18 protein-coding genes are annotated in these 18,373 nt (G+C 69.0%); 7 read left to right on the top strand and 11 right to left on the bottom strand.

The window, feature by feature from the left end:
- Nucleotides 1-34 precede the first annotated feature (34 nt).
- Entirely contained in the window at nucleotides 35-664 is a 630-nt protein-coding gene (locus KVT45_RS40895; protein ID WP_217554477.1) for a TetR/AcrR family transcriptional regulator, read from the bottom strand.
- 253 nt (nucleotides 665-917) lie between these two features.
- Here KVT45_RS40895 and KVT45_RS40890 point away from each other — a divergent pair, with 253 nt between their 5' ends.
- From KVT45_RS40890 to KVT45_RS40875, 4 genes are all read left to right on the top strand, one after another.
- Nucleotides 918-1,889 carry a tetratricopeptide repeat protein gene (locus KVT45_RS40890; RefSeq protein ID WP_217554476.1) on the top strand — a complete coding sequence of 324 codons (972 nt, stop codon included), beginning with the start codon at nucleotides 918-920 and terminating at the stop codon, nucleotides 1,887-1,889.
- A gap of 645 nt (nucleotides 1,890-2,534) precedes the next feature.
- A complete protein-coding gene (locus KVT45_RS40885) occupies nucleotides 2,535-3,182 on the top strand; it encodes a DUF6230 family protein (RefSeq protein WP_217554475.1) in 648 nt (215 codons plus the stop codon).
- A 141-nt stretch (nucleotides 3,183-3,323) separates the two neighbouring features.
- A complete protein-coding gene (locus KVT45_RS40880) occupies nucleotides 3,324-3,908 on the top strand; it encodes a DUF6114 domain-containing protein (RefSeq protein WP_217554474.1) in 585 nt (194 codons plus the stop codon).
- Entirely contained in the window at nucleotides 3,898-5,265 is a 1,368-nt protein-coding gene (locus tag KVT45_RS40875) for a hypothetical protein (RefSeq protein ID WP_217554473.1), read from the top strand. Before KVT45_RS40880 ends, KVT45_RS40875 begins: the two co-directional genes overlap by 11 nt.
- A 164-nt stretch (nucleotides 5,266-5,429) precedes the next feature.
- On the opposite strand, the gene pyk is transcribed toward KVT45_RS40875, so the two are convergent.
- The 3 genes from pyk to pta form a co-directional block, all read right to left on the bottom strand.
- Entirely contained in the window at nucleotides 5,430-6,860 is a 1,431-nt protein-coding gene (pyk, locus tag KVT45_RS40870; RefSeq protein WP_217554472.1) for a pyruvate kinase, read from the bottom strand.
- Between the two features lie 73 nt (nucleotides 6,861-6,933).
- Nucleotides 6,934-8,169, bottom strand: a complete 1,236-nt coding sequence (locus tag KVT45_RS40865; RefSeq protein ID WP_217554471.1) for an acetate kinase — start codon at nucleotides 8,167-8,169, stop codon at nucleotides 6,934-6,936.
- Nucleotides 8,166-10,280: a phosphate acetyltransferase gene (gene pta, locus KVT45_RS40860; RefSeq protein WP_217554470.1), complete on the bottom strand. Its 2,115-nt coding sequence runs from the start codon at nucleotides 10,278-10,280 to the stop codon at nucleotides 8,166-8,168. The genes KVT45_RS40865 and pta overlap by 4 nt, the downstream gene beginning before the upstream one ends.
- 175 nt (nucleotides 10,281-10,455) lie before the next feature.
- On the opposite strand from pta, the gene KVT45_RS40855 reads away from it, so the two are divergent.
- The gene (locus tag KVT45_RS40855; RefSeq protein ID WP_217554469.1) at nucleotides 10,456-11,481 is read left to right on the top strand and encodes an ATP-dependent 6-phosphofructokinase; all 1,026 of its coding nucleotides are present in this window, start codon (nucleotides 10,456-10,458) and stop codon (nucleotides 11,479-11,481) included.
- 88 nt (nucleotides 11,482-11,569) lie between these two features.
- Here KVT45_RS40855 and KVT45_RS40850 read toward each other — a convergent pair whose 3' ends face one another.
- The 4 genes from KVT45_RS40850 to KVT45_RS40835 all read right to left on the bottom strand — a co-directional run bounded on the left by KVT45_RS40850 (nucleotide 11,570) and on the right by KVT45_RS40835 (nucleotide 15,468).
- A complete protein-coding gene (locus KVT45_RS40850; protein ID WP_217554467.1) occupies nucleotides 11,570-12,280 on the bottom strand; it encodes an XRE family transcriptional regulator in 711 nt (236 codons plus the stop codon).
- Nucleotides 12,281-12,380: 100 nt separating this feature from the next.
- A complete protein-coding gene (locus KVT45_RS40845) occupies nucleotides 12,381-13,211 on the bottom strand; it encodes a carbohydrate ABC transporter permease (protein WP_217554465.1) in 831 nt (276 codons plus the stop codon).
- A gap of 8 nt (nucleotides 13,212-13,219) precedes the next feature.
- A complete protein-coding gene (locus KVT45_RS40840; protein ID WP_308311019.1) occupies nucleotides 13,220-14,092 on the bottom strand; it encodes a sugar ABC transporter permease in 873 nt (290 codons plus the stop codon).
- Nucleotides 14,093-14,100: 8 nt separating this feature from the next.
- Nucleotides 14,101-15,468, bottom strand: coding sequence for an extracellular solute-binding protein (locus tag KVT45_RS40835; protein ID WP_308311018.1), 1,368 nt, complete (start codon nucleotides 15,466-15,468; stop codon nucleotides 14,101-14,103).
- Nucleotides 15,469-15,632: 164 nt separating this feature from the next.
- Here KVT45_RS40835 and KVT45_RS40830 point away from each other — a divergent pair, with 164 nt between their 5' ends.
- Nucleotides 15,633-16,085, top strand: a complete 453-nt coding sequence (locus KVT45_RS40830) for a PPOX class F420-dependent oxidoreductase (protein WP_217554461.1) — start codon at nucleotides 15,633-15,635, stop codon at nucleotides 16,083-16,085.
- On the opposite strand, the gene KVT45_RS40825 is transcribed toward KVT45_RS40830, so the two are convergent.
- Nucleotides 16,082-16,273 carry a hypothetical protein gene (locus tag KVT45_RS40825; protein ID WP_217554459.1) on the bottom strand — a complete coding sequence of 64 codons (192 nt, stop codon included), beginning with the start codon at nucleotides 16,271-16,273 and terminating at the stop codon, nucleotides 16,082-16,084. The genes KVT45_RS40830 and KVT45_RS40825 overlap by 4 nt on opposite strands.
- A gap of 9 nt (nucleotides 16,274-16,282) precedes the next feature.
- Nucleotides 16,283-17,134, bottom strand: a complete 852-nt coding sequence (locus KVT45_RS40820) for a helix-turn-helix transcriptional regulator (protein ID WP_217554457.1) — start codon at nucleotides 17,132-17,134, stop codon at nucleotides 16,283-16,285.
- A 241-nt stretch (nucleotides 17,135-17,375) separates the two neighbouring features.
- Between KVT45_RS40820 and KVT45_RS40815 the strand changes: the two genes are divergently transcribed.
- The gene (locus tag KVT45_RS40815; RefSeq protein WP_217554455.1) at nucleotides 17,376-17,852 is read left to right on the top strand and encodes an ATP-binding protein; all 477 of its coding nucleotides are present in this window, start codon (nucleotides 17,376-17,378) and stop codon (nucleotides 17,850-17,852) included.
- A 5-nt stretch (nucleotides 17,853-17,857) separates the two neighbouring features.
- Here the strand turns inward: KVT45_RS40815 and KVT45_RS40810 are convergent.
- On the bottom strand, nucleotides 17,858-18,373 hold a 516-nt coding region (locus KVT45_RS40810; protein WP_217554454.1), incomplete at its 5' end, for a tetratricopeptide repeat protein.

Raw genomic sequence — 18,373 nt, 5'->3', positions numbered from 1 at the left:
CCCCTGCCGGACCGGCGGGAGAGACGCGGGACGCCTACGGGGTGTCCTGTGTCCCTCCCGCCAGGCCCAGCAGGAGGATCCTCGTCAGGCCGCGCACCCATTCCTCGTCCGCCGGTTTGCCGCTCACCAGGGCCCGGTGCACCACCGAGCCGGCCACCACGTCGAAGATGAGGTCCGCCGTGCGGTCCGCCTCGCAGGGGTCCGTCTGCTCGGGGAGTTCGCCGCGCCGCTGGGCGCGTTCGCGGCCCGCCACCACCAGCCGCTTCTGCCGGTCCACGATGGAGGCGCGGATACGTTCCCGCAGCGCGTCGTCCCGGGTCGACTCGGCGACCGCCGCCATCAGGCCGCTGCGGGCCTCCGGGCGGTCCAGGATCGCCGCGAACTGCAGCACCACGCCCTCGATGTCGTTCGCCAGGCTGCCGCGGTCGGGGAGTTCGAGTTCGTCGAACAGTTCCGCCACCGCGTCGACGACGAGCTCGTTCTTGCCCGCCCAACGGCGGTAGAGGGTCGTTTTTGCAACCCCTGCCCGCGTGGCCACGTCTCCCAGGGTGAGCTTGGACCAGCCCAGTTCGACCAGCGCCTGCCGCGTCGCCTCCAGGATCGCCGCGTCCGCGGCGGCGCTGCGCGGGCGGCCGGTACGGCCTGCGGGGGTACGGCTCTGCATCCCACGACCATAACCGGCGGTTCATGTGATGCCGTGAGGGAGATCACCGGAATGTGGTGTCGCGCGGGCCCCCGATGGCATTACGCTACGGGTCGTAGCGAAAGCTCGTGGGTGACCGCACGGGCGACGACCACGGCGTGGGGTGGGGACCCGGCGCCCGATGAAGAGCTTGAGGCAAGGATCGGCCGGGGGTCCGGGGGCTGTCCCCCGGGCTGTGGGGCACACACACGCGGGAACGGGGGAGGATAGACGCATGCAGCCACGGAACATGTCCATGAGCGGCGTCGTCGACCTCGCCGCGGTCAAGGCGGCCCAGGAGGCCAAGACCAAGGCCGAGCAGACGCGCGCCGAAGCGGCCCGGCAGGGTGGGGCCGGTGCCGTCTCCCCGGCCGACCTGGTCATCGACGTCGACGAAGCCGGCTTCGAGCGCGATGTCCTTCAGCGGTCCGCCGAAGTCCCTGTCGTCATCGACTTCTGGGCCGAGTGGTGTCAGCCCTGCAAGCAGCTGAGCCCGGTCCTGGAGCGCCTCGCCGTCGAGTACGACGGCCGCTTCCTGCTGGCGAAGATCGATGTCGACGCCAACCAGATGCTGATGCAGCAGTTCGGGATCCAGGGGATCCCGGCGGTGTTCGCCGTCGTCGCCGGGCAGGCACTGCCGCTCTTCCAGGGCGCGGTCCCCGAGGAGCAGATCCGCGAGACGCTGGACCAGCTGGTGCAGGTCGCCGAGCAGCGGTTCGGGCTGACCGGGCTCGTCGTCGACCCCGACGCGGAGCAGGGCGCCCAGGCGGAGCCCGCGGTACCGGCGGGTCCGTACGACGCGCTCCTCGAAGCCGCCGTCCAGGCGCTGGACGCGGGTGACTTCGGCGGTGCGGTCCAGGCGTACAGGAACGTACTGAGCGACGACCCGGGCAACAGCGAGGCCAAGCTGGGGCTCGCGCAGGCCGAGCTGCTCCAGCGGGTGCAGGGGATGGACCCGCAGGCGGTGCGCAAGGACGCGGCCGAGAAGCCGGCCGACGCCGAGGCGCAGATCGCGGCCGCCGACCTGGATCTGGTGGGCGGGCATGTCGAGGACGCCTTCGGGCGGCTGATCGAGACCGTGCAGCGGACGGCCGGGGACGACCGGGATGCCGTACGGCGGCGGCTTCTTGAGCTTTTCGAGGTCGTGGGCATCGACGACCCCCGGGTCGTGGGGGCGCGCCGGGCGCTGGCGCGGGCGCTGTTCTGAATCACGGTCTGAACACGGTTCTGACCAGTCGCTAAACGTCACGTCCTGTGATGCCCGAGTGAAAGATTTGCCGACGCGGGGCCACAGCGGCCGCTCTTTACCAAATCTTGGTAATCGCGGCCGCTGTTACTCGGAGTAAATCAGGGCTGTTGATGTGTCTGGTTCTGTCCAGTCATCAACTGTTTTGCTCGCCCCCTGGATGCCACCCAGAGTTGCTCTCCGAGACCGCCGGGTCGTCCATCGGTTATCCGCCCGTTACTACCCAGTAACGAAGCCCCTTGTGCGGGCGGCGAGAATGCACCACGATCGGCGACGCTCGGTCCATTCCCGTACCCCGACAGCCGGTCGGGCCGCGGGTTCATCTGGGTCCCCACCGAGCAGAGTCGGCGGCAGTGACGCCGGCTCTTGGGCAGGGGGGTCTTCGCTCTGCGGCGAAGCCTGTCCAGCAAGGTTGTGCGTGATGCGTGTCAGGCGCGACCAGTGGTTGTCGCTCGGGGGTGATCGCCGGTGATCGAGGTGCGTTTCGTGCCTCCGAGTACGGGCGCTCCCCTTCCGAGGACGTAGCACTTCTCCCATCCCTGCCCGGCCGAGCCGCCGTTGGAGGCGATACCGGGCCAGGAGATGTACGTCCGAGAAGGAGGAAATATGGAGTCCCAGGTGCGTGGCGGGACCAGATGGAAGCGGTTCGCTGTGGTCATGGTGCCCAGCGTGGCCGCCACGGCGTGTATAGGTGTCGCCCTCGCGCAGGGTGCTCTCGCCGCGTCGTTCAGCGTGTCGGGCCAGCAGTTCAAGGTCACGGCCGACCAGCTCGAAGGCGACGGCTTCGTTCAGTACGGCGCGGTCGACTCGGGTTACACCCTCGCGGGTAAGAGCACGATCCACCCGGTCGCGGTCTCCGCGTTCAACACGGCGAAGATCACCAACCTGTGCCAGTCCGTGGTCACGCCGAACGTCCCGATCTTCGGGAACGTCAGCCTGATCCTGCACGCGGGCACCGACAGCAGCAAGCCGGTCGAGGCCAGCAAGCTGTACATCGACCTTGACGACCTCAGCGCCGACGCGACGTTCACCAACATCAACATTGGTGTCGCGGCCGGTAGCTCGACCAAGGGTCCCGGCATCAAGTCGGACGAGGTCAGCAAGCAGCAGACGAACCCGTACGGGTTCGCGCAGGAGGCGGACCACGCCTCGCTGTCCGGCGTGAAGCAGACGGCGTGGGCCACCACCGCCGGAACCTTCAAGCTCAGCGGTCTGCACATGTCGATCTCGACGTCGGGAGCGGAGTGCTACTAAGCACTCTGTGACGGGCGGGGGAGCCGACGGCACCCCCGCCCTCCACCTTCTCCCCACGGTCTTCACGCGCGGTACAAGGAACAACCACCGCACCACACAACATCACCACCACAGCAACGCCGCACCAGGGAGCTGTTTTCCATGAGCGCCGAGACTCCTGCCGCACCCGGCCAGTTCACCCGCCGGAGGCTGCAGTTCCGCTCCTGGCGGGGCACGCGGCCGTTCTGGGCCGGTCTGTACATCCTGCTCGCCGGTTTCCCGATCATGTACTTCCCGTACGCGCATCTCCAGATCGGCAACCTCACGGTGGCCATGGCGACCACCGCGGGTGCCGGATCCCTGATCATCGGCGTGCTGCTCGTCGTCCTGGGCATCAGCCTCTGGTACCAGAAGCACATCCGCACGTTCGCGGGAATCGCCGCGATCCTGCTGGCGCTGGTGTCCCTCCCCGTGTCCAACTTCGGTGGCTTCGTCATGGGCTTCCTGCTCGCCCTCGTCGGCGGTGCGATGGCCGTGGCCTGGTCCCCGGGTGCGCCCCCGAAGCCGCAGCCGGAGGGCGAGATCCCGCCGGCCGGGGACGACGCACCGGAGGCGGCCGCCTACTACACGGGCCCGGACGGCGTGGACGATGGGGGCACCTCCCAGGCCCTTAAGGCACTGGGGGAGAACGACCTGTCAGGAACGAGCCCGGTGAACGGGGCGAACGGGAGGCACAGTGCCGGCTGACGAGGTGACCCACGGGACTGATGTGGACGAGTCCCGTGTGAGAACCGGGCCGCGCCATGCGGCACCCAAGAAGCCGCTGTTCACCAGGTTCCACATGCCGGCGGGCAAGGCGATAGCCTCCGTGGCGATGCCGACGGCCGTGCTCATGGGCTTCGGGTTCACGTCGACGCTCGCGATCGCCGACACCAACAACACGTCGTCGGCGTCGTCGAAGAGCCTCGCCGAGGACTACAAGGACTGCGTCGCGGCCCTGGACTCGGCCTCGCCCTCCGCCTCGGCGAGCGCGAGCGACGACGCCACGGACTCGGCCACGCCGTCCGCCACGGCCTCGTCCGACTCGCAGGGCTCGACGTCGTCCGGCAAGTCCTCCTCGTCGGATTCAGGTTCCGGCGACGCGGCCACGCCGACGCCGTCCGCCTCCGAGTCGTCCTCGTCCTCGGGCGATTCGGGTTCCTCCGGCTCGTCGGACTCCGGCAGCACGGCCACCCCGTCGCCGTCCGCCTCCGCGAGCAGCAGCAGCGGCGGCCTGCTGGACTCGATCGGGGACGCGATCGGCAGCATCCTGAGCGGCGGCAGTACGACGAGCTCGTCCTCGTCGGACTCCACTGCGAGCCCGTCGCCGTCGGCCTCCGCCTCGGCGGACTCGTCGTCGTCCTCGTCCTCCTCGGACAAGTCGTCGAGCAGCGACAGCGGCAGCAGCGACTCCGGCTCGACCTCGGACACCGTCTCCAAGACCGTCAAGACGGTCACGGACACCGTGAAGGACACCACCGACACGGCGACCAAGGCGGCGGACGACGCCACCAAGGCGGCCGCGGACGCCACTTCCAGCGCCTCGCCGAGCGCCTCCGCCAGCTCCAGCGCGTCGGCCGACAACTGCGAGGTCGCCACCGACGACACGAGCGGTGTCGACAACAAGGTGCCGGTGGCGGACGACCCCTGGTACCTGAGCGCCAGCTCGCTGACGCTGAAGAGCGCCGACTACCAGGGCATCGTCGAGGTGAAGACGGCCAGCGGCGAGAAGAAGAAGGTGCTGAAGTACGTCATCTCGGGCGGCACCGACATCGGTGACCTGCACCAGACGGTCAAGGACACGAACATCGGCAAGACCTACCACGTGCAGGCCGCGTCCGGTTCCACGTCCACGATCCGCAACGGCTCGACGACGATGTACACGGAGTCCATCTCCGGCAACCTCTTCGGCCTGATCCCGATCACGTTCGACGTGAACAACCCGCCGCCGCTGAACATCCCGCTGATCTACTTCACCAACGTCAAGGTCACCCAGGCCGCGCAGTTCGGCGGCACCCTGCACATCCCCGGGATGCACGTCTACACGACCGACGGAACCGGCTGACCGCCGCCACAGACCCGTCCGGGAGCCGCAAAGGGACTGTGCCCCGCCGAGTACCGACTCGGCGGGGCACAGTCTTGCCCTGCGTCTCTTCCGGGCCGCGCGCCGAGGGCGCCCCCTGTCACAGGAGGCGCCCTCGGTGTCGTACAAGACCCGCTACGGGTGCGTCACTTGCTGCCGGTGTCGCCGATGTGGTGGACGCGGAGCATGTTGGTGGTGCCGGAGACGCCGGGGGGCGAACCGGCCGTGATGATGACGGTGTCGCCCGGGTTGAAGCGGTTGATCTTGGCGATCTCCTGGTCGACCATGTCGACCATCTCGTCCGTGCTGTTCACGAACGGCACCACGTGCGACTCCACGCCCCAGCTGAGGGTGAGCTGGTTGCGGGTGTTCTCGTCGGTGGTGAAGGCGATGATCGGCTGCTGTGCGCGGTAGCGCGACAGCCGGCGGGCGGTGTCGCCGGACTGGGTGAAGGCCACCAGGCCGCGGCCGCCGAGGAAGTCGGCGATCTCGCACGCGGCACGGGCGACCGAACCGCCCTGGGTGCGCGGCTTCTTGCCCGGGACGAGCGGCTGCAGTCCCTTGCTCAGGAGCTCCTGCTCGGCCGCCTGGACGATCTTCGACATCGTCTTGACGGTCTCGACCGGGTACGCGCCCACGCTGGACTCGGCGGACAGCATGACCGCGTCGGCGCCGTCCAGGATCGCGTTGGCCACGTCGGAGGCCTCGGCGCGGGTCGGACGGGAGTTGGTGATCATCGACTCCATCATCTGGGTCGCCACGATCACCGGCTTGGCGTTGCGCCGGCACAGCTCGATGAGACGCTTCTGCACCATGGGGACCCGCTCCAGCGGGTACTCGACGGCGAGGTCGCCACGCGCGACCATCACACCGTCGAACGCCATCACGACGTCCTCCATGTTCTCCACCGCCTGCGGCTTCTCCACCTTGGCGATGACGGGGACCCGGCGGCCCTCCTCGTCCATGACCCGGTGGACGTCGTTGACGTCCTTGGCGTCCCGGACGAAGGACAGCGCGACCAGGTCGCAGCCCATGCGCAGCGCGAACCGGAGGTCCTCGATGTCCTTCTCGCTCAGCGCGGGCACGTTGACGGCCGTGCCGGGCAGGTTGATGCCCTTGTGGTCGGAGACGACACCGCCCTCGATGACGATCGTCTTCACCCGAGCGCCCTCGACGTCCAGGACCTTCAGCTCGACGTTGCCGTCGTTGATGAGGATCTGGTCGCCGCGCGAGACGTCGCCCGGCAGGCCCTTGTAGGTCGTACCGCAGATGGTCTTGTCGCCCGGGACATCCTCGGTCGTGATGACGAACTCGTCACCGCGCTCCAGCTCCACCGGTCCCTCGGCGAAGGTCTCCAGACGGATCTTCGGGCCCTGCAGGTCGGCGAGGACGCCGATGGCACGGCCGGTCTCCTTGGCGGCGGCCCGGACGCGGTCGTACCGCCCCTGGTGCTCGGCGTGCGAGCCATGGCTGAAGTTGAACCGGGCCACGTTCATGCCGGCCTCGATCATGGCGACGAGCATCTCGTGGGTGTCGACCGCGGGGCCGAGAGTACAGACGATTTTCGAACGGCGCATGGGGCGATCCTATCGGTTTGTTTCGCTACGGAATATTCCGTCTGGTGGAAGATACAAATGGGCGCTAATGTGCTCAGCTGTTATTTCCGACCGGTGCCGATCCGGTGCCGACGAGCGCGTACGTCTGGGTCGCGATCTCCAGTTCCTCGTCCGTCGGCACCACCGCGACGGCGACGCGCGCACCGGCCGGCGATATCAGCCGCGGCTCGTCCCCTCGTACGGCGTTCAGCCCCGGGTCGACCGCGAGCCCCAGCCCCTCCAGACCCGCCACGGCCGCCTCCCGCACCGGGGCCGCGTTCTCGCCGACGCCCGCGGTGAAGGCCACCGCGTCGACCCGGCCGAGGACGGCGCAGTACGCGCCGATGTACTTCTTCAGGCGGTGAACGTAGATGTCGAAGGCGAGTTGTGCCGCTGCGTCGCCCTCGTCGATCCGGCGCCTGATCTCCCGCATGTCGTTGTCACCGCACAGACCGAACAAACCACTCCTCTTGTTGAGAAGAGTGTCGATCTCGTCCATGGACATTCCGCCAACCCGGGCCAAATGGAAAATGACGGCCGGGTCCAGATCACCGGAACGGGTTCCCATCACCAGCCCCTCCAAAGGCGTAAGGCCCATGGAGGTGTCCACGCACCGGCCGCCCTGGACGGCCGACGCGGACGCCCCGTTGCCGAGGTGCAGCACGATGACGTTCACCTCTTCCGGTGTCTTTCCCAGCAGCCTCGCGGTCGCCCGGGACACGTACGCGTGCGAGGTGCCGTGGAAGCCGTAGCGGCGGATCCGGTACCGGTCGGCGATCCTCGGGTCGATCGCGTAACGCGCCGCGGACTCCGGCATGGTCGTGTGGAACGCCGTGTCGAAGACGGCGACCTGCGGCAGGTCCGGGCGCAGCGCCTGCGCGGTGCGGATCCCGGTCAGGTTGGCCGGGTTGTGCAGCGGGGCGACCGGGATCAGCCGCTCGATCTCGGCGAGCACCGCGTCGTCGATCACCGTCGGCTCGGTGAAGAACATCCCGCCGTGCACCACCCGGTGCCCGATCGCGGCCAGCTCCGGCGAGTCCAGCCCGAGCCCGTCCCGCCCCAGCTCCTCCGCCACGGCCTTCAGCGCGGCCTCGTGGTCGGCGATCGGCCCGACGGCCTCGCGAGTGTCACCGCTGCCGAGGCAGGTGTGCTTCAGCCGCGAGGTCTGCTCGCCGATCCGCTCGACCAGCCCCACCGCCAGCCGGCTGCTGTCCCGCATGTCCAGCAGCTGGTACTTCACCGACGAGGAGCCGGAGTTGAGGACGAGGACACGGGTCGGACTGGGGCTCACTGGGCGGTTGCCTTCTCGCTCGGGAACCCGGCCGGGGACTCGGCCGGGTGCTGGGCCTGGATCGCCGTGATGGCGACCGTGTTGACGATGTCCTGGACGAGGGCGCCCCGGGACAGGTCGTTGACGGGCTTGCGCAGCCCCTGGAGCACCGGCCCGACCGCGATCGCGCCGGCCGACCGCTGCACGGCCTTGTAGGTGTTGTTGCCGGTGTTGAGGTCCGGGAAGATCAGCACACTGGCCTGCCCGGCGACCTCGGAGCCCGGCAGCTTGGTGGCGGCCACGGACGGCTCCACCGCCGCGTCGTACTGGATCGGCCCCTCGATCTTCAGATCGGGCCGCCGGGAGCGCGCCAGCTCGGTCGCCTCCCGCACCTTGTCCACGTCCGCCCCCGAACCCGACGTACCCGTGGAGTACGACAGCATCGCGATCCGCGGCTCCACGCCGAACCGGGCGGCCGTACCCGCGGACTGGACGGCGATGTCGGCGAGCTGCTCGGCGTTCGGGTCCGGGTTCACCGCGCAGTCGCCGTAGACCAGCACCTTGTCCGCGAGGCACATGAAGAAGACGGACGAGACGATCGACGACCCCGGCTTCGTCTTGATGATCTCGAAGGCCGGCCGGATGGTCGCCGCCGTCGAGTGCACGGACCCGGAGACCATGCCGTCCGCCAGGCCCTCCTGCACCATCAGGGTGCCGAAGTAGTTGACGTCGGCGACCACGTCGTACGCCAGCTCCACCGTCACGCCCTTGTGGGCGCGCAGCAGGGCGTACTGCTCGGCGAAGGCGTCCCGGAGCTCCGAGGTGACCGGGTCGATCAGCTGGGCGTCGCCGAGGTCGATACCGAGGTCGGCGGCCTTCTTGCGGATCTGGTCGACGGGTCCGAGCAGTGATATGTCACATACCCCCCGGCGCAGCAGCACCTCCGCCGCATGCAGCACCCGAGCCTCGGTGCCCTCCGGCAGCACGACCCGGCGCTTGTCGGAACGCGCCTGCTCCAGGAGCTTGTGCTCGAACATCATCGGGGTGAGCCGGCCGGTGCTCGGCGCCGAGACCCGCTTGTTGAGGCCGGCGGTGTCGACGTACCGCTCGAACAGGCCGAGCGCGGTCTCCGCCTTGCGCGGGGTGGCCGCGTTCAGCTTGCCCTCCAGGGAGAACAGCTGGGCGGCGGTGGGGAAGCTGTTGCCGGCCACCGAGAGGACCGGGGTGCCCGGGGCGAGGCGGGCGGCGAGGGTGAGGATCTCGTCGGTGGGCCGCTCGTTCAGGGTGAGCAGCACGCCGGCTATCGGCGGGGTGCCGGCGCTGTGCGCGGCCAGCGAGCCGACGACCAGGTCGGCGCGGTCGCCGGGCGTCACCACCAGACAGCCCGGGGTCAGGGCGGGCAGGAAGTTCGGCAGCATCGCGCCGCCGAACACGAAGTCCAGGGTGTCCCGGGCCAGCCCCGACTCGTCGCCCAGCAGCACCTTCGCACCGAGCGTGTGGGCGATCTGCGCGACCGTCGGAGCGGACAGCGCGGGCTCGTCCGGCAGCACGTACACCGGCACCGGCAGCCGCCCGTCGATCCGCTCGGCTATCGCGTCGCGGTCCTCGCGGGCCACCCGGTTGGCGATCATCGCCAGCACGTCACAGCCGAGACCGTCGTACGCCCGGAACGCGTTCCGGGTCTCCGCCAGCACCGACTCCGCGCTCTGGTCGCGGCCGCCGACCACCGGGATCACGGAGGCACCGAACTCGTTGGCGAGCCGGGCGTTGAGGGACAGCTCGTCCGGGAACTGGGTGTCGGCGAAGTCGGTGCCGAGCACGAGGACGACGTCGTAGTCGCGGGTGACCAGGTGGAAGCGGTCGACGAGGGTGGAGACCAGTTCGTCGGCGCCGCGCTCGGCCTGGAGGGCGGAGGCCTCGTGGTAGTCCATGCCGTAGACGGTCGCCGGGTCCTGGGAGAGGCGGTACCGGGCACGCAGCAGCTCGAACAGACGGTCGGGACCGTCATGGACGAGCGGGCGGAAGACACCGACCCGGTCGACCTGCCGGGTCAGCAGCTCCATCACGCCCAGCTCGACGACCTGCCGGCCGTCGCCGCGGTCGATCCCGGTCACGTACACGCTGCGCGTCACGTGTGCACTCCGTCTCTGTATAGCCGCACAAAAATCGCCCACCGGGGTGAGCGGAACCCTCTTGACAATACCCCCGACGCCGGATAAGGCGCCCGTCAGGACTCCACCCACCCGCGCGGCATGAAACAATCGGATCGGCTCACCGGTAACGACAGCGAGCAGGAGACACACCACCATGCGCATCGGAGTTCTCACCGCAGGCGGCGACTGCCCCGGCCTGAACGCCGTCATCCGATCGGTGGTACATCGGGCTGTCGCACAGTACGACGACGAGGTCATCGGTTTCGAGGACGGCTTCCGGGGTCTGCTCGAAGGCCACTACGTCCCCCTCGACCTGGACGCGGTCGGCGGCATCCTGGCCCGCGGCGGCACGATCCTGGGCTCGTCGCGACTGGAGCGGGACCGTCTGCGCGAGGCCTGTGAGCGGGCCACCGACATGGCGGAGGAGTTCGGCATCGACGTGCTGATCCCGATCGGCGGCGAGGGCACGCTGACCGCGGCCCGCATGCTGTCCGACGCCGGTCTGCCCGTCGTCGGCGTCCCGAAGACCATCGACAACGACATCTCGTCCACCGACCGCACCTTCGGTTTCGACACGGCGGTGGGCGTCGCCACGGAGGCGATGGACCGCCTGAAGACCACCGCCGAGTCCCACCAGCGGGTGATGGTCGTCGAGGTGATGGGCCGGCACGCCGGCTGGATCGCCCTGGAGTCCGGGATGGCGGCCGGCGCCCACGGCATCTGCCTCCCCGAGCGGCCCTTCGACCCCGCCCACCTGGTCAAGATGGTCGAGGAGCGCTTCGCCCGCGGCAAGAAGTTCGCCGTGGTCTGCGTGGCGGAGGGCGCGCACCCCGCCGAGGGCACGATGGACTACGGCAAGGGCGAGATCGACCTGTACGGCCACGAGCGCTTCCAGGGCATCGGCACGGCCCTGGCGTACGAACTGGAGCGGCGGCTCGGCAAGGAGGCCAAGCCGGTCATCCTCGGGCACGTGCAGCGGGGCGGCACGCCGACCGCGTACGACCGCGTCCTCGCGACGCGGTTCGGGTGGCACGCGGTGGAGGCGGCGCACCGGGGCGACTTCGGGAAGATGACGGCGCTGCGGGGGACGGACATCGAGATGGTGCCGCTCGCGGAGGCGGTGACCGAGTTGAAGAGGGTGCCGAAGGACCGGATGGACGAGGCGGAGTCGGTCTTCTAGGGCTGGGGTTTCGATTCCGGGTGCGGGTGCGTGGGGGCTGGTCGCGCCCACGCGGCGGAGCCGCATATCGAACACAGCCCCGCGCCCCTTACGGGGCGCTGTCCGTCCGCTCCCAGAAATGGGTGACGATCCCCGTCAGGAAGTCCTTTCCCCTGTCCTCGGCCGAATCGGCTGTCGGGATATTGCCCCAGGCCAGGGTTGCCGTCATCTGGCCCTGGTAGCGCTCGTGCAGATCGCGCAGCGTGTCCTCGATCAGGTGCTTGTCCAGCGGTACGACCTTGCCCACCTGGCGGACATAGGCCTGCCAGCGGGTGGTGACCGCGCCCCGCAGCAGTTCCGCCAGCTTTTCCTCCTTGCCGGTGACGGTGATGAAGTCCGGCAGGGACAGCCGGAGGATGTCGGCCAGGGTGGCGGACTGCCGCTCCGTGCCCTGCCACTCCTCGTCCTCCTCCATCGCGAGATACCCGAGAAGGTCGAGCCCGACCGCCAGCGCCACGTCCTCCGGAGCCAGCCCGCGCGCGATCCGGTGCTCGCGCAGAGTCCGCGGCCGGCCGATCAGTTCGCCCGGGGCGCACCACAACACGCCCGCCAGCGCGGTGAGTTCGGGACTGCTGGGGATCACCGCGCCGCGCTCCCAGGCGAGGACGAGATCGGGCGTGGCGTACGGCAGCCCGTACGAGGCCCGCAGATCGTGGGCCACATGTTCGGGACCCATGCCGAGAGCGGCACGGAGTCTGCGGGCGGCGGGGGCGTTGAAGGGAGGACCTGGCTGGTTCGGCAGAGCTGGGGGTCGGCGCACAGCCGACAAGGTAGGGGCGGTCAAGGGCACTGACTACGGTCCGTTCGGCCAGGAACACGGATTGTACGAACGTACGGTTTCCCTTGTACGTGTGACCTGTTCATCCCTTGACGGCGCCGCCCAGCGCGAACCCGCCTCCCAACCGCCGCGCGACCAGGACGTACAGCAGGATCACCGGCGTCGAGTAGATGACGGAGAAGGCGGCGAGCTGGCCGTACGCGACGGTGCCGCGGTTGCCGAAGAAGTCGTTGATGCTGACCGAGGCGGGCATCTGGTCCGGCGAGAGCAGCAGCATGAACGGGACGAAGAAGTTGCCCCACATCATCACGAAGGCGAAGACGGTGACGACGGCGAGACCGGGTCCCATGAGCGGAAGCACGATCCGCACCAGCGACTGGGCGGAGTTGGCGCCGTCCGTCCACGCGGCCTCCTCCAGCTCCTTCGGTACGCCGTCCATGAAGTTCTTCATCAGCCAGATGGCGAACGGGAGCTGGGAGGCGGCGAAGAACAGGATCGTGCCCTGCATGGTGTCGATGAGGTTGATCCGCACGAACAGCGCGTACACCGGCACCATGATCGCGGTGATGGGCAGGCTCGTCGCGAAGAGGATGGAGAGCAGGAACGGCCGGTTGAGCCGGGAGCGGTAGCGGGAGAGCGGGTAGGCGGCGAGGGCGGCGCACACGACGGTGAGCGCGGTGGCGCCCCCGCACAGGATCAGGCTGTTGAGCAGCGGGGTGTAGGTGATGTCGGGGGTGAGGATCGCGTCGAAGTTCCCGAAGGTGAACCCGTCCGGGATCCGCACCCGGAGATCGGCGTGCGGGTCGACGGCGGAGAGCAGCACCCAGGCGAGCGGCAGCACGAAGGCGGCGGCCACGACGAGGAGCCCGAGGTCGGCGGCGAGGCGGCGCGAGCGGTGGCGATTGCGGGGCATCTTTCGGCTCACACCTCCGTGCGCAGCAGCCGCATGTAGACGACGGAGAAGAGCGAGCCGACGAGGAGCAGCAGCAGGGCGACGGCGGTGCCGTACCCGATCATGCTGTTCTGGAAGGCCTGTTCGTACATGAAGAGGGGCAGGGTCTGGCTCTTGTCCCCCGGGCCGCCCCTGGTCATCACCCAGATCAGCCCGAAGACGGAGAGCGTCTGGAGGGTGTTGAGCATCAGGTTCGTCCCGATGGACCGCCGGATCATCGGCAGCGTGATGTGCCACATCCGCCGCCAGCCGCCGGCGCCGTCGACCTCCGCCGACTCCTCGATCTCGTTCGGTATCTCGTCGAGGGCGGCGGAGTAGACGAGCATCGAGAAGGCGGTGCCCCGCCACACGTTGGCGAACGACACGGCCAGGATGGGAAGCGTGAACAGCCAGTTCTGGGACGGGAGATGGAGAAAGTCCAGGATGGCGTTGAGCGTCCCCTCCCGCCGGAAGAAGGCGTACAGCAGGAACCCGGCGACGACCTCCGGCAGCACCCACGCCGTGATCACGATCCCGCCGGTGAGCGTCCGTACCGGCTTCGACGCCCGCCGCATCAGCGCGGCGAGCGCCAGCCCCAGCGTGTTCTGCCCGACGAGCGCGGACAGCACGGTGAAGACGAGGGTCAGCCATACGGCGTTCAGGAAGGCGTCGTCGTGGAACGCCCTGCGGAAGTTGGCGAAACCGACGAAGGAGGAGTGCGCCTGGCCGGTGAGCTGGAGGTCGGTGAAGGCGATCCAGGCGCAGTAGACGATGGGCCCGCCGAGGAAGAGGAGGAGCAGGACCAGGGCGGGGGTGAGGGGGAGAGCGCGGAACAGCCGGCGGCTGATCACGGCGTGACTCACGGGGTGGCTCACTGGGTGACCACTTGGCCGTCGGTGACGTCCTTGAGCGTCGAGTCGTACTGGCTCGCCGCCTTGTCGACCGACGCGTCACCGGTCGTCACGCTCTCCATGGCCTCCTGGATGGCGGTGGAGACCTTCGGGTAGGCCGGGTAGGCGGGCCGGTAGTGGGTACTGGCGACGAGATCGGTGAAGAACTTGATGCCCGGCTGGGCGGATGTGTACGACGGATCGCTCCCGACGTCCTTGCGCACCGCGATCCCGGAGTTGGCGATGTACCACTTCTGGGCGTTCGCCTTGGTCTGCATGGTCTTGACGAAGTCGAAGGCGAGGTCGGGGTTGGACGCCTTGCTGGGGATGGCCCAGGTCCAGCCACCGGACATGCTGACCTTGCCGGGCGCCTGGCCGTGCTGGGTGGGCATGTAGGCGAGGCCGAGGTCCTTGGACCAGTCCGGCCACTCGTGCCCGCTGCCCTTCAGCCAGTCCTGCGGCAGCCAGGACCCGTCGAGGTCGATGCCGAGCTTGCCCTGGGGGAGGAGTTCACCGCGGACGGCGGTGCCGAAGTTGGGGTCGAGGGCGTCGGAGATGTCCGGCCCGAGCTTCTCCTTGTACACGGTCTCGACGAAGGACAGCGCGTCCTTGAACCCCTGGCTCCCGGCGATCCACTTCTTGCTGGTCTTGTCGTACAGCGGGTCGCTGGTCCCGTCGTTGGTCCCGTACAGCAGCATCTCCAGGCCCTGCATGGTGGCGGCCTCGCCGGCGGGCTTGCCGGTGTAGACGTTGAGAGGCGTGACGCCGGGCACCTTCTCCTTGATGGTCCGGGCGGCGGCGAGCACGTCGTCCCAGGTCTTCGGCTGCCAGTCGGTGGGCAGCCCGGCCTTCTTGAACACCCGCTTGTCGAACCAGAGTCCACGGGTGTCGGTCCCGTCCGGGACGCCGTACGTCTTCCCGTCCTCACCCTGGGCAGCCGCCTTGGCGGTGTCGATGAACTGCCCCCAGTCCTGCCACTTGGCGAGGTAGGAGTCGAGGGGCTTGAGATACCCGCTGGTGATGTCGGAGTTGATGAGGAAGGTGTCCTCGTAGACCAGGTCGGGAGCGGTCCGGGGCGACCGGAGCATCTGTTGCAGCTTCGTGTAGTACTCGGAATCCGGGGCCTTGATCGGAACGAGCTCGACCTTCTTCCCCGGGTACTCCTTCTCGAACTGCTTCTTGATGTCCGCGAGATACGTGTCCATCACCTTGATGGAGTTGTCCGTGGACTGCTTGAAAGAGATCTTCACGGTGTCGGGACTGCTCCCGGATCCGCTGCCGCACGCGGTGAGGGAGGCGGCGGCGGTGACGAGGGAGAGGGCAAGGATGCTGACGGCGGTGGGGCGCACGGGCACGACCTCCTCGGCGGCCACTGCACTGTGGCCTGGGGGTTCGTCTCTCTTGCGGTGTGAAGGTAAGTGGAGTGGTCTAGTCAGGTCAATGAGTCTGCGGGGGTTTGCTGGTTTGCTGGTTTGCTGGTTTGTTGGGACAGGGACGGGGCGAGGATGCCCCTATGTATTCCGTGGACCGCACAGGCAGGTTGGACGAGCACGTTCGTGAGCGGCTGCTGGCGCCGAACTTCTGGCACCTCGCGACCGTCGGGCCGGACGGTGCGCCGCAGGTGTCGCCCATGTGGGTTGACCTCGAAGGCGACTTCGTCATGGTCAACACGGCGATCGGCCGCGTGAAGGAGGAGAACCTGCGGCGCAACCCCGCCGTCTCGCTCTCGCACCACGACCCGGACAACCCCTACGACCGGGTGGAGATCCGGGGGCGGGTGGTGCGGTTCGTGGAGGGGGAGGAGGCGGAGCGGTCCATGGACCGGCTGACCCGGAAGTACATCGGGGAGGACCGGTACCCGTGGCTGCTGCCGGGAGAGCGGCGGGTGATGCTGCTGATCGAACCGGTGAAGGTACGACGGGTGGTCGGGGTGGAGCCGTTCCGGCCGGGGGTGTTGGAGGGCTAGAGCAGATGGTCGGCTCTGCCGGCCTTGATGTCCCGGATGAGGGTGCGGAGGGCTTCGCGGGTGTCGGTGAGGTAGGTGTCCTCCTGGCCCGCGACGGCTATGTAGGCGTTGCCTTGGGGGTCGGTGCCTAGGCGGAAGCAGTTGGCGCCTTCGCCGCAGAAGGGTTCTTCCCAGGTGATGTCCGGCACGGGGTGCTCCTAGAGGTCGTCGGCGAGGGTGCGGATGAAGTCGCGGGAGGCGCCGGCGCCCAGGGCCACGGCTGTGGCCGCGTCGAGTTGGGCCCTGTACTTGCCCAGCTGTGCCTCCGTGTCGATGAACTCGGGACCGTGGGTGCTGTCCAGCTCGACGGTGTCGAGGCGGGGTACGGCGGCTTCGGCGTAGACGACGGACTGCCCGGCGCCGGGGAAGCCGCCCGCCTTGAACGGGATGACCCGGACGGTGACGCTGTCGCGCTCGGACATGCGCAGCAGGTGGTCGAGCTGTCGCCTCGCCACCTTCGGCCCGCCGAACTCCATACGCAGGGCCGCCTCGTGGAGGATCACGTCGAGGGCAGGGGGCTCGGCGCGGTCGAGAACCTGCTGCCGGTCCATGCGGTGGGCGGTGCGCAGGTCGATGTCGGCCGGGGCGAGGGGCGGGAAGACGGCACCGAAGACCGCGCGTGCGTGCTCCTCGGTCTGGAGGAGTCCGGGCATGTGCACGGTAACCGCTATGCGCAGCCGCGTGGCGTGCCACTCCAGTTCGGCGATGTCCATGAAGCCGTCCCGGAGCTGCCCTCGGTACGACTCCCACCAGCCCTTCTCGCGGCTGCCTGCCATGGCGGCGAGTGCCATGACGAAGGCATGGTCCGTGCAGCCGTAATTGTCGGCGAGGGTGCGCACGCGTTCGGGGCTGATGCCGGAGCGGCCGGACTCCATGTTGGGCACGTTGGTGCGCGGTACGCCCAGCAGGCCGGCGGCGTACTCCGTGGTCATCCCGGCCGCGATCCGCATCCGGCGCAACTCCTCGCCGAGGCGGCGCTGACGTTCCGTCGGTGTGCTTCTCGGCGGCATGTGGTCCCTCGCGGCTGGCTGTCGACGGGGTCAGTCTGCCTTGAGACGGGGGGTTGGTCCACCGGCCGGTTCCGCGGAGAGTAGTACGTGTACTCCTCGAATGCTCTACAGTCGGTGATGGGTCGCTTACGGATCGACGTCACCGGAAGTGCATCGCGCGAGCCTGCCCGGGTTCGCGCGACAGGCCACCGGTGGGGTCGAGTGTGTGCCTCAAATCCCGTCTGCAGAAGAGGAGTTACTCATGGCTACGTCCTGTCCCATCGTCACGGACGACGTCTCGGAGGTGGCGGCGCCCTCTCCGGACACGCTCGCCTACAGCTTCACGTTGCCCGCGGGGGCGGCCAGCTGCCGGGTCGCGCGGGCGGCCACGCGGGTCGTCCTCAAGGTGCACGGGCTGGAGGGCCTGACGGATGCGGCGGTCCAGGTGGTGAGCGAACTGGCCGCGTGCGCTTGCCGGTTCACGCCGGGGGAGGACGTGTACGTGTCGCTGCGGTACCGGGAGGACGCGCTGCGGGTGATCCTCTACGACGGGCATCCTCGGCATCGTCACCCACGGGTGGCGGAGGCCTGCGAGGTGCGGAGGCGGGCCGCGCTGCGGGTGCTGGGGTGCGTGGTGCGGGCGTGTGAGGGGGAGTGGGGGTTCGGGGAGGGGCGGGAACCCGGGGGTGGGACGCGGATGTGGGCGGTGTTGCCGGGGTGGGGGGTTCGGGGGTGGTGAGGGGGTTAGTCGAGTTCGGCGGCCCAGGCGCGTGCTTGGGCGGCTTCGGTGGGGGCGTTGGCGCGGGTGTAGGCGTCGGCGGCCTGAAGGTAGTGGGCGCGGGCGTCGGCCGGGCGGTGGGCGGACTCGTGGGCGGTGGCCAGGTTCTGGAGGGTCTGGCCAGCCCCGTACCAGTCCTCGAACTCCTGAAAGGCGGCCAAAGCCTCTGCATACGCCTCGATGGCCTCCCCCAACTGGCCCGTCATTGAAAGGGCGGCGCCGAGGTTTCCCCACGCCATGGCCTCGCGGCGGCGGTCCCCGGCAGATCGGTATAGGTCGCGAGTGCGGGTGTGGGCCTGGATTGCTTCGGCTGTCCGGTCTGCCTTCAACAGGGCTGCGCCGAGGTTGTTCCACGCCGTGGCCTCGCGGTGGCGGTCCCCGGCAGATCGGTATAGGTCGCGGGCTCGGGTGTGGGCCTGGATTGCTTCGGCTGTCCGGTCTGCCTTCAACAGGGCTGCGCCGAGGTTGTTCCACGCCGTGGC

The organism is Streptomyces sp. GbtcB6 (assembly GCF_019091475.1).
Classification (GTDB): domain Bacteria; phylum Actinomycetota; class Actinomycetes; order Streptomycetales; family Streptomycetaceae; genus Streptomyces; species Streptomyces hyaluromycini.
The sequence above is the reverse complement of the archived record's forward strand: the minus strand, read 5'-3'. Positions and strand labels throughout refer to the sequence as shown.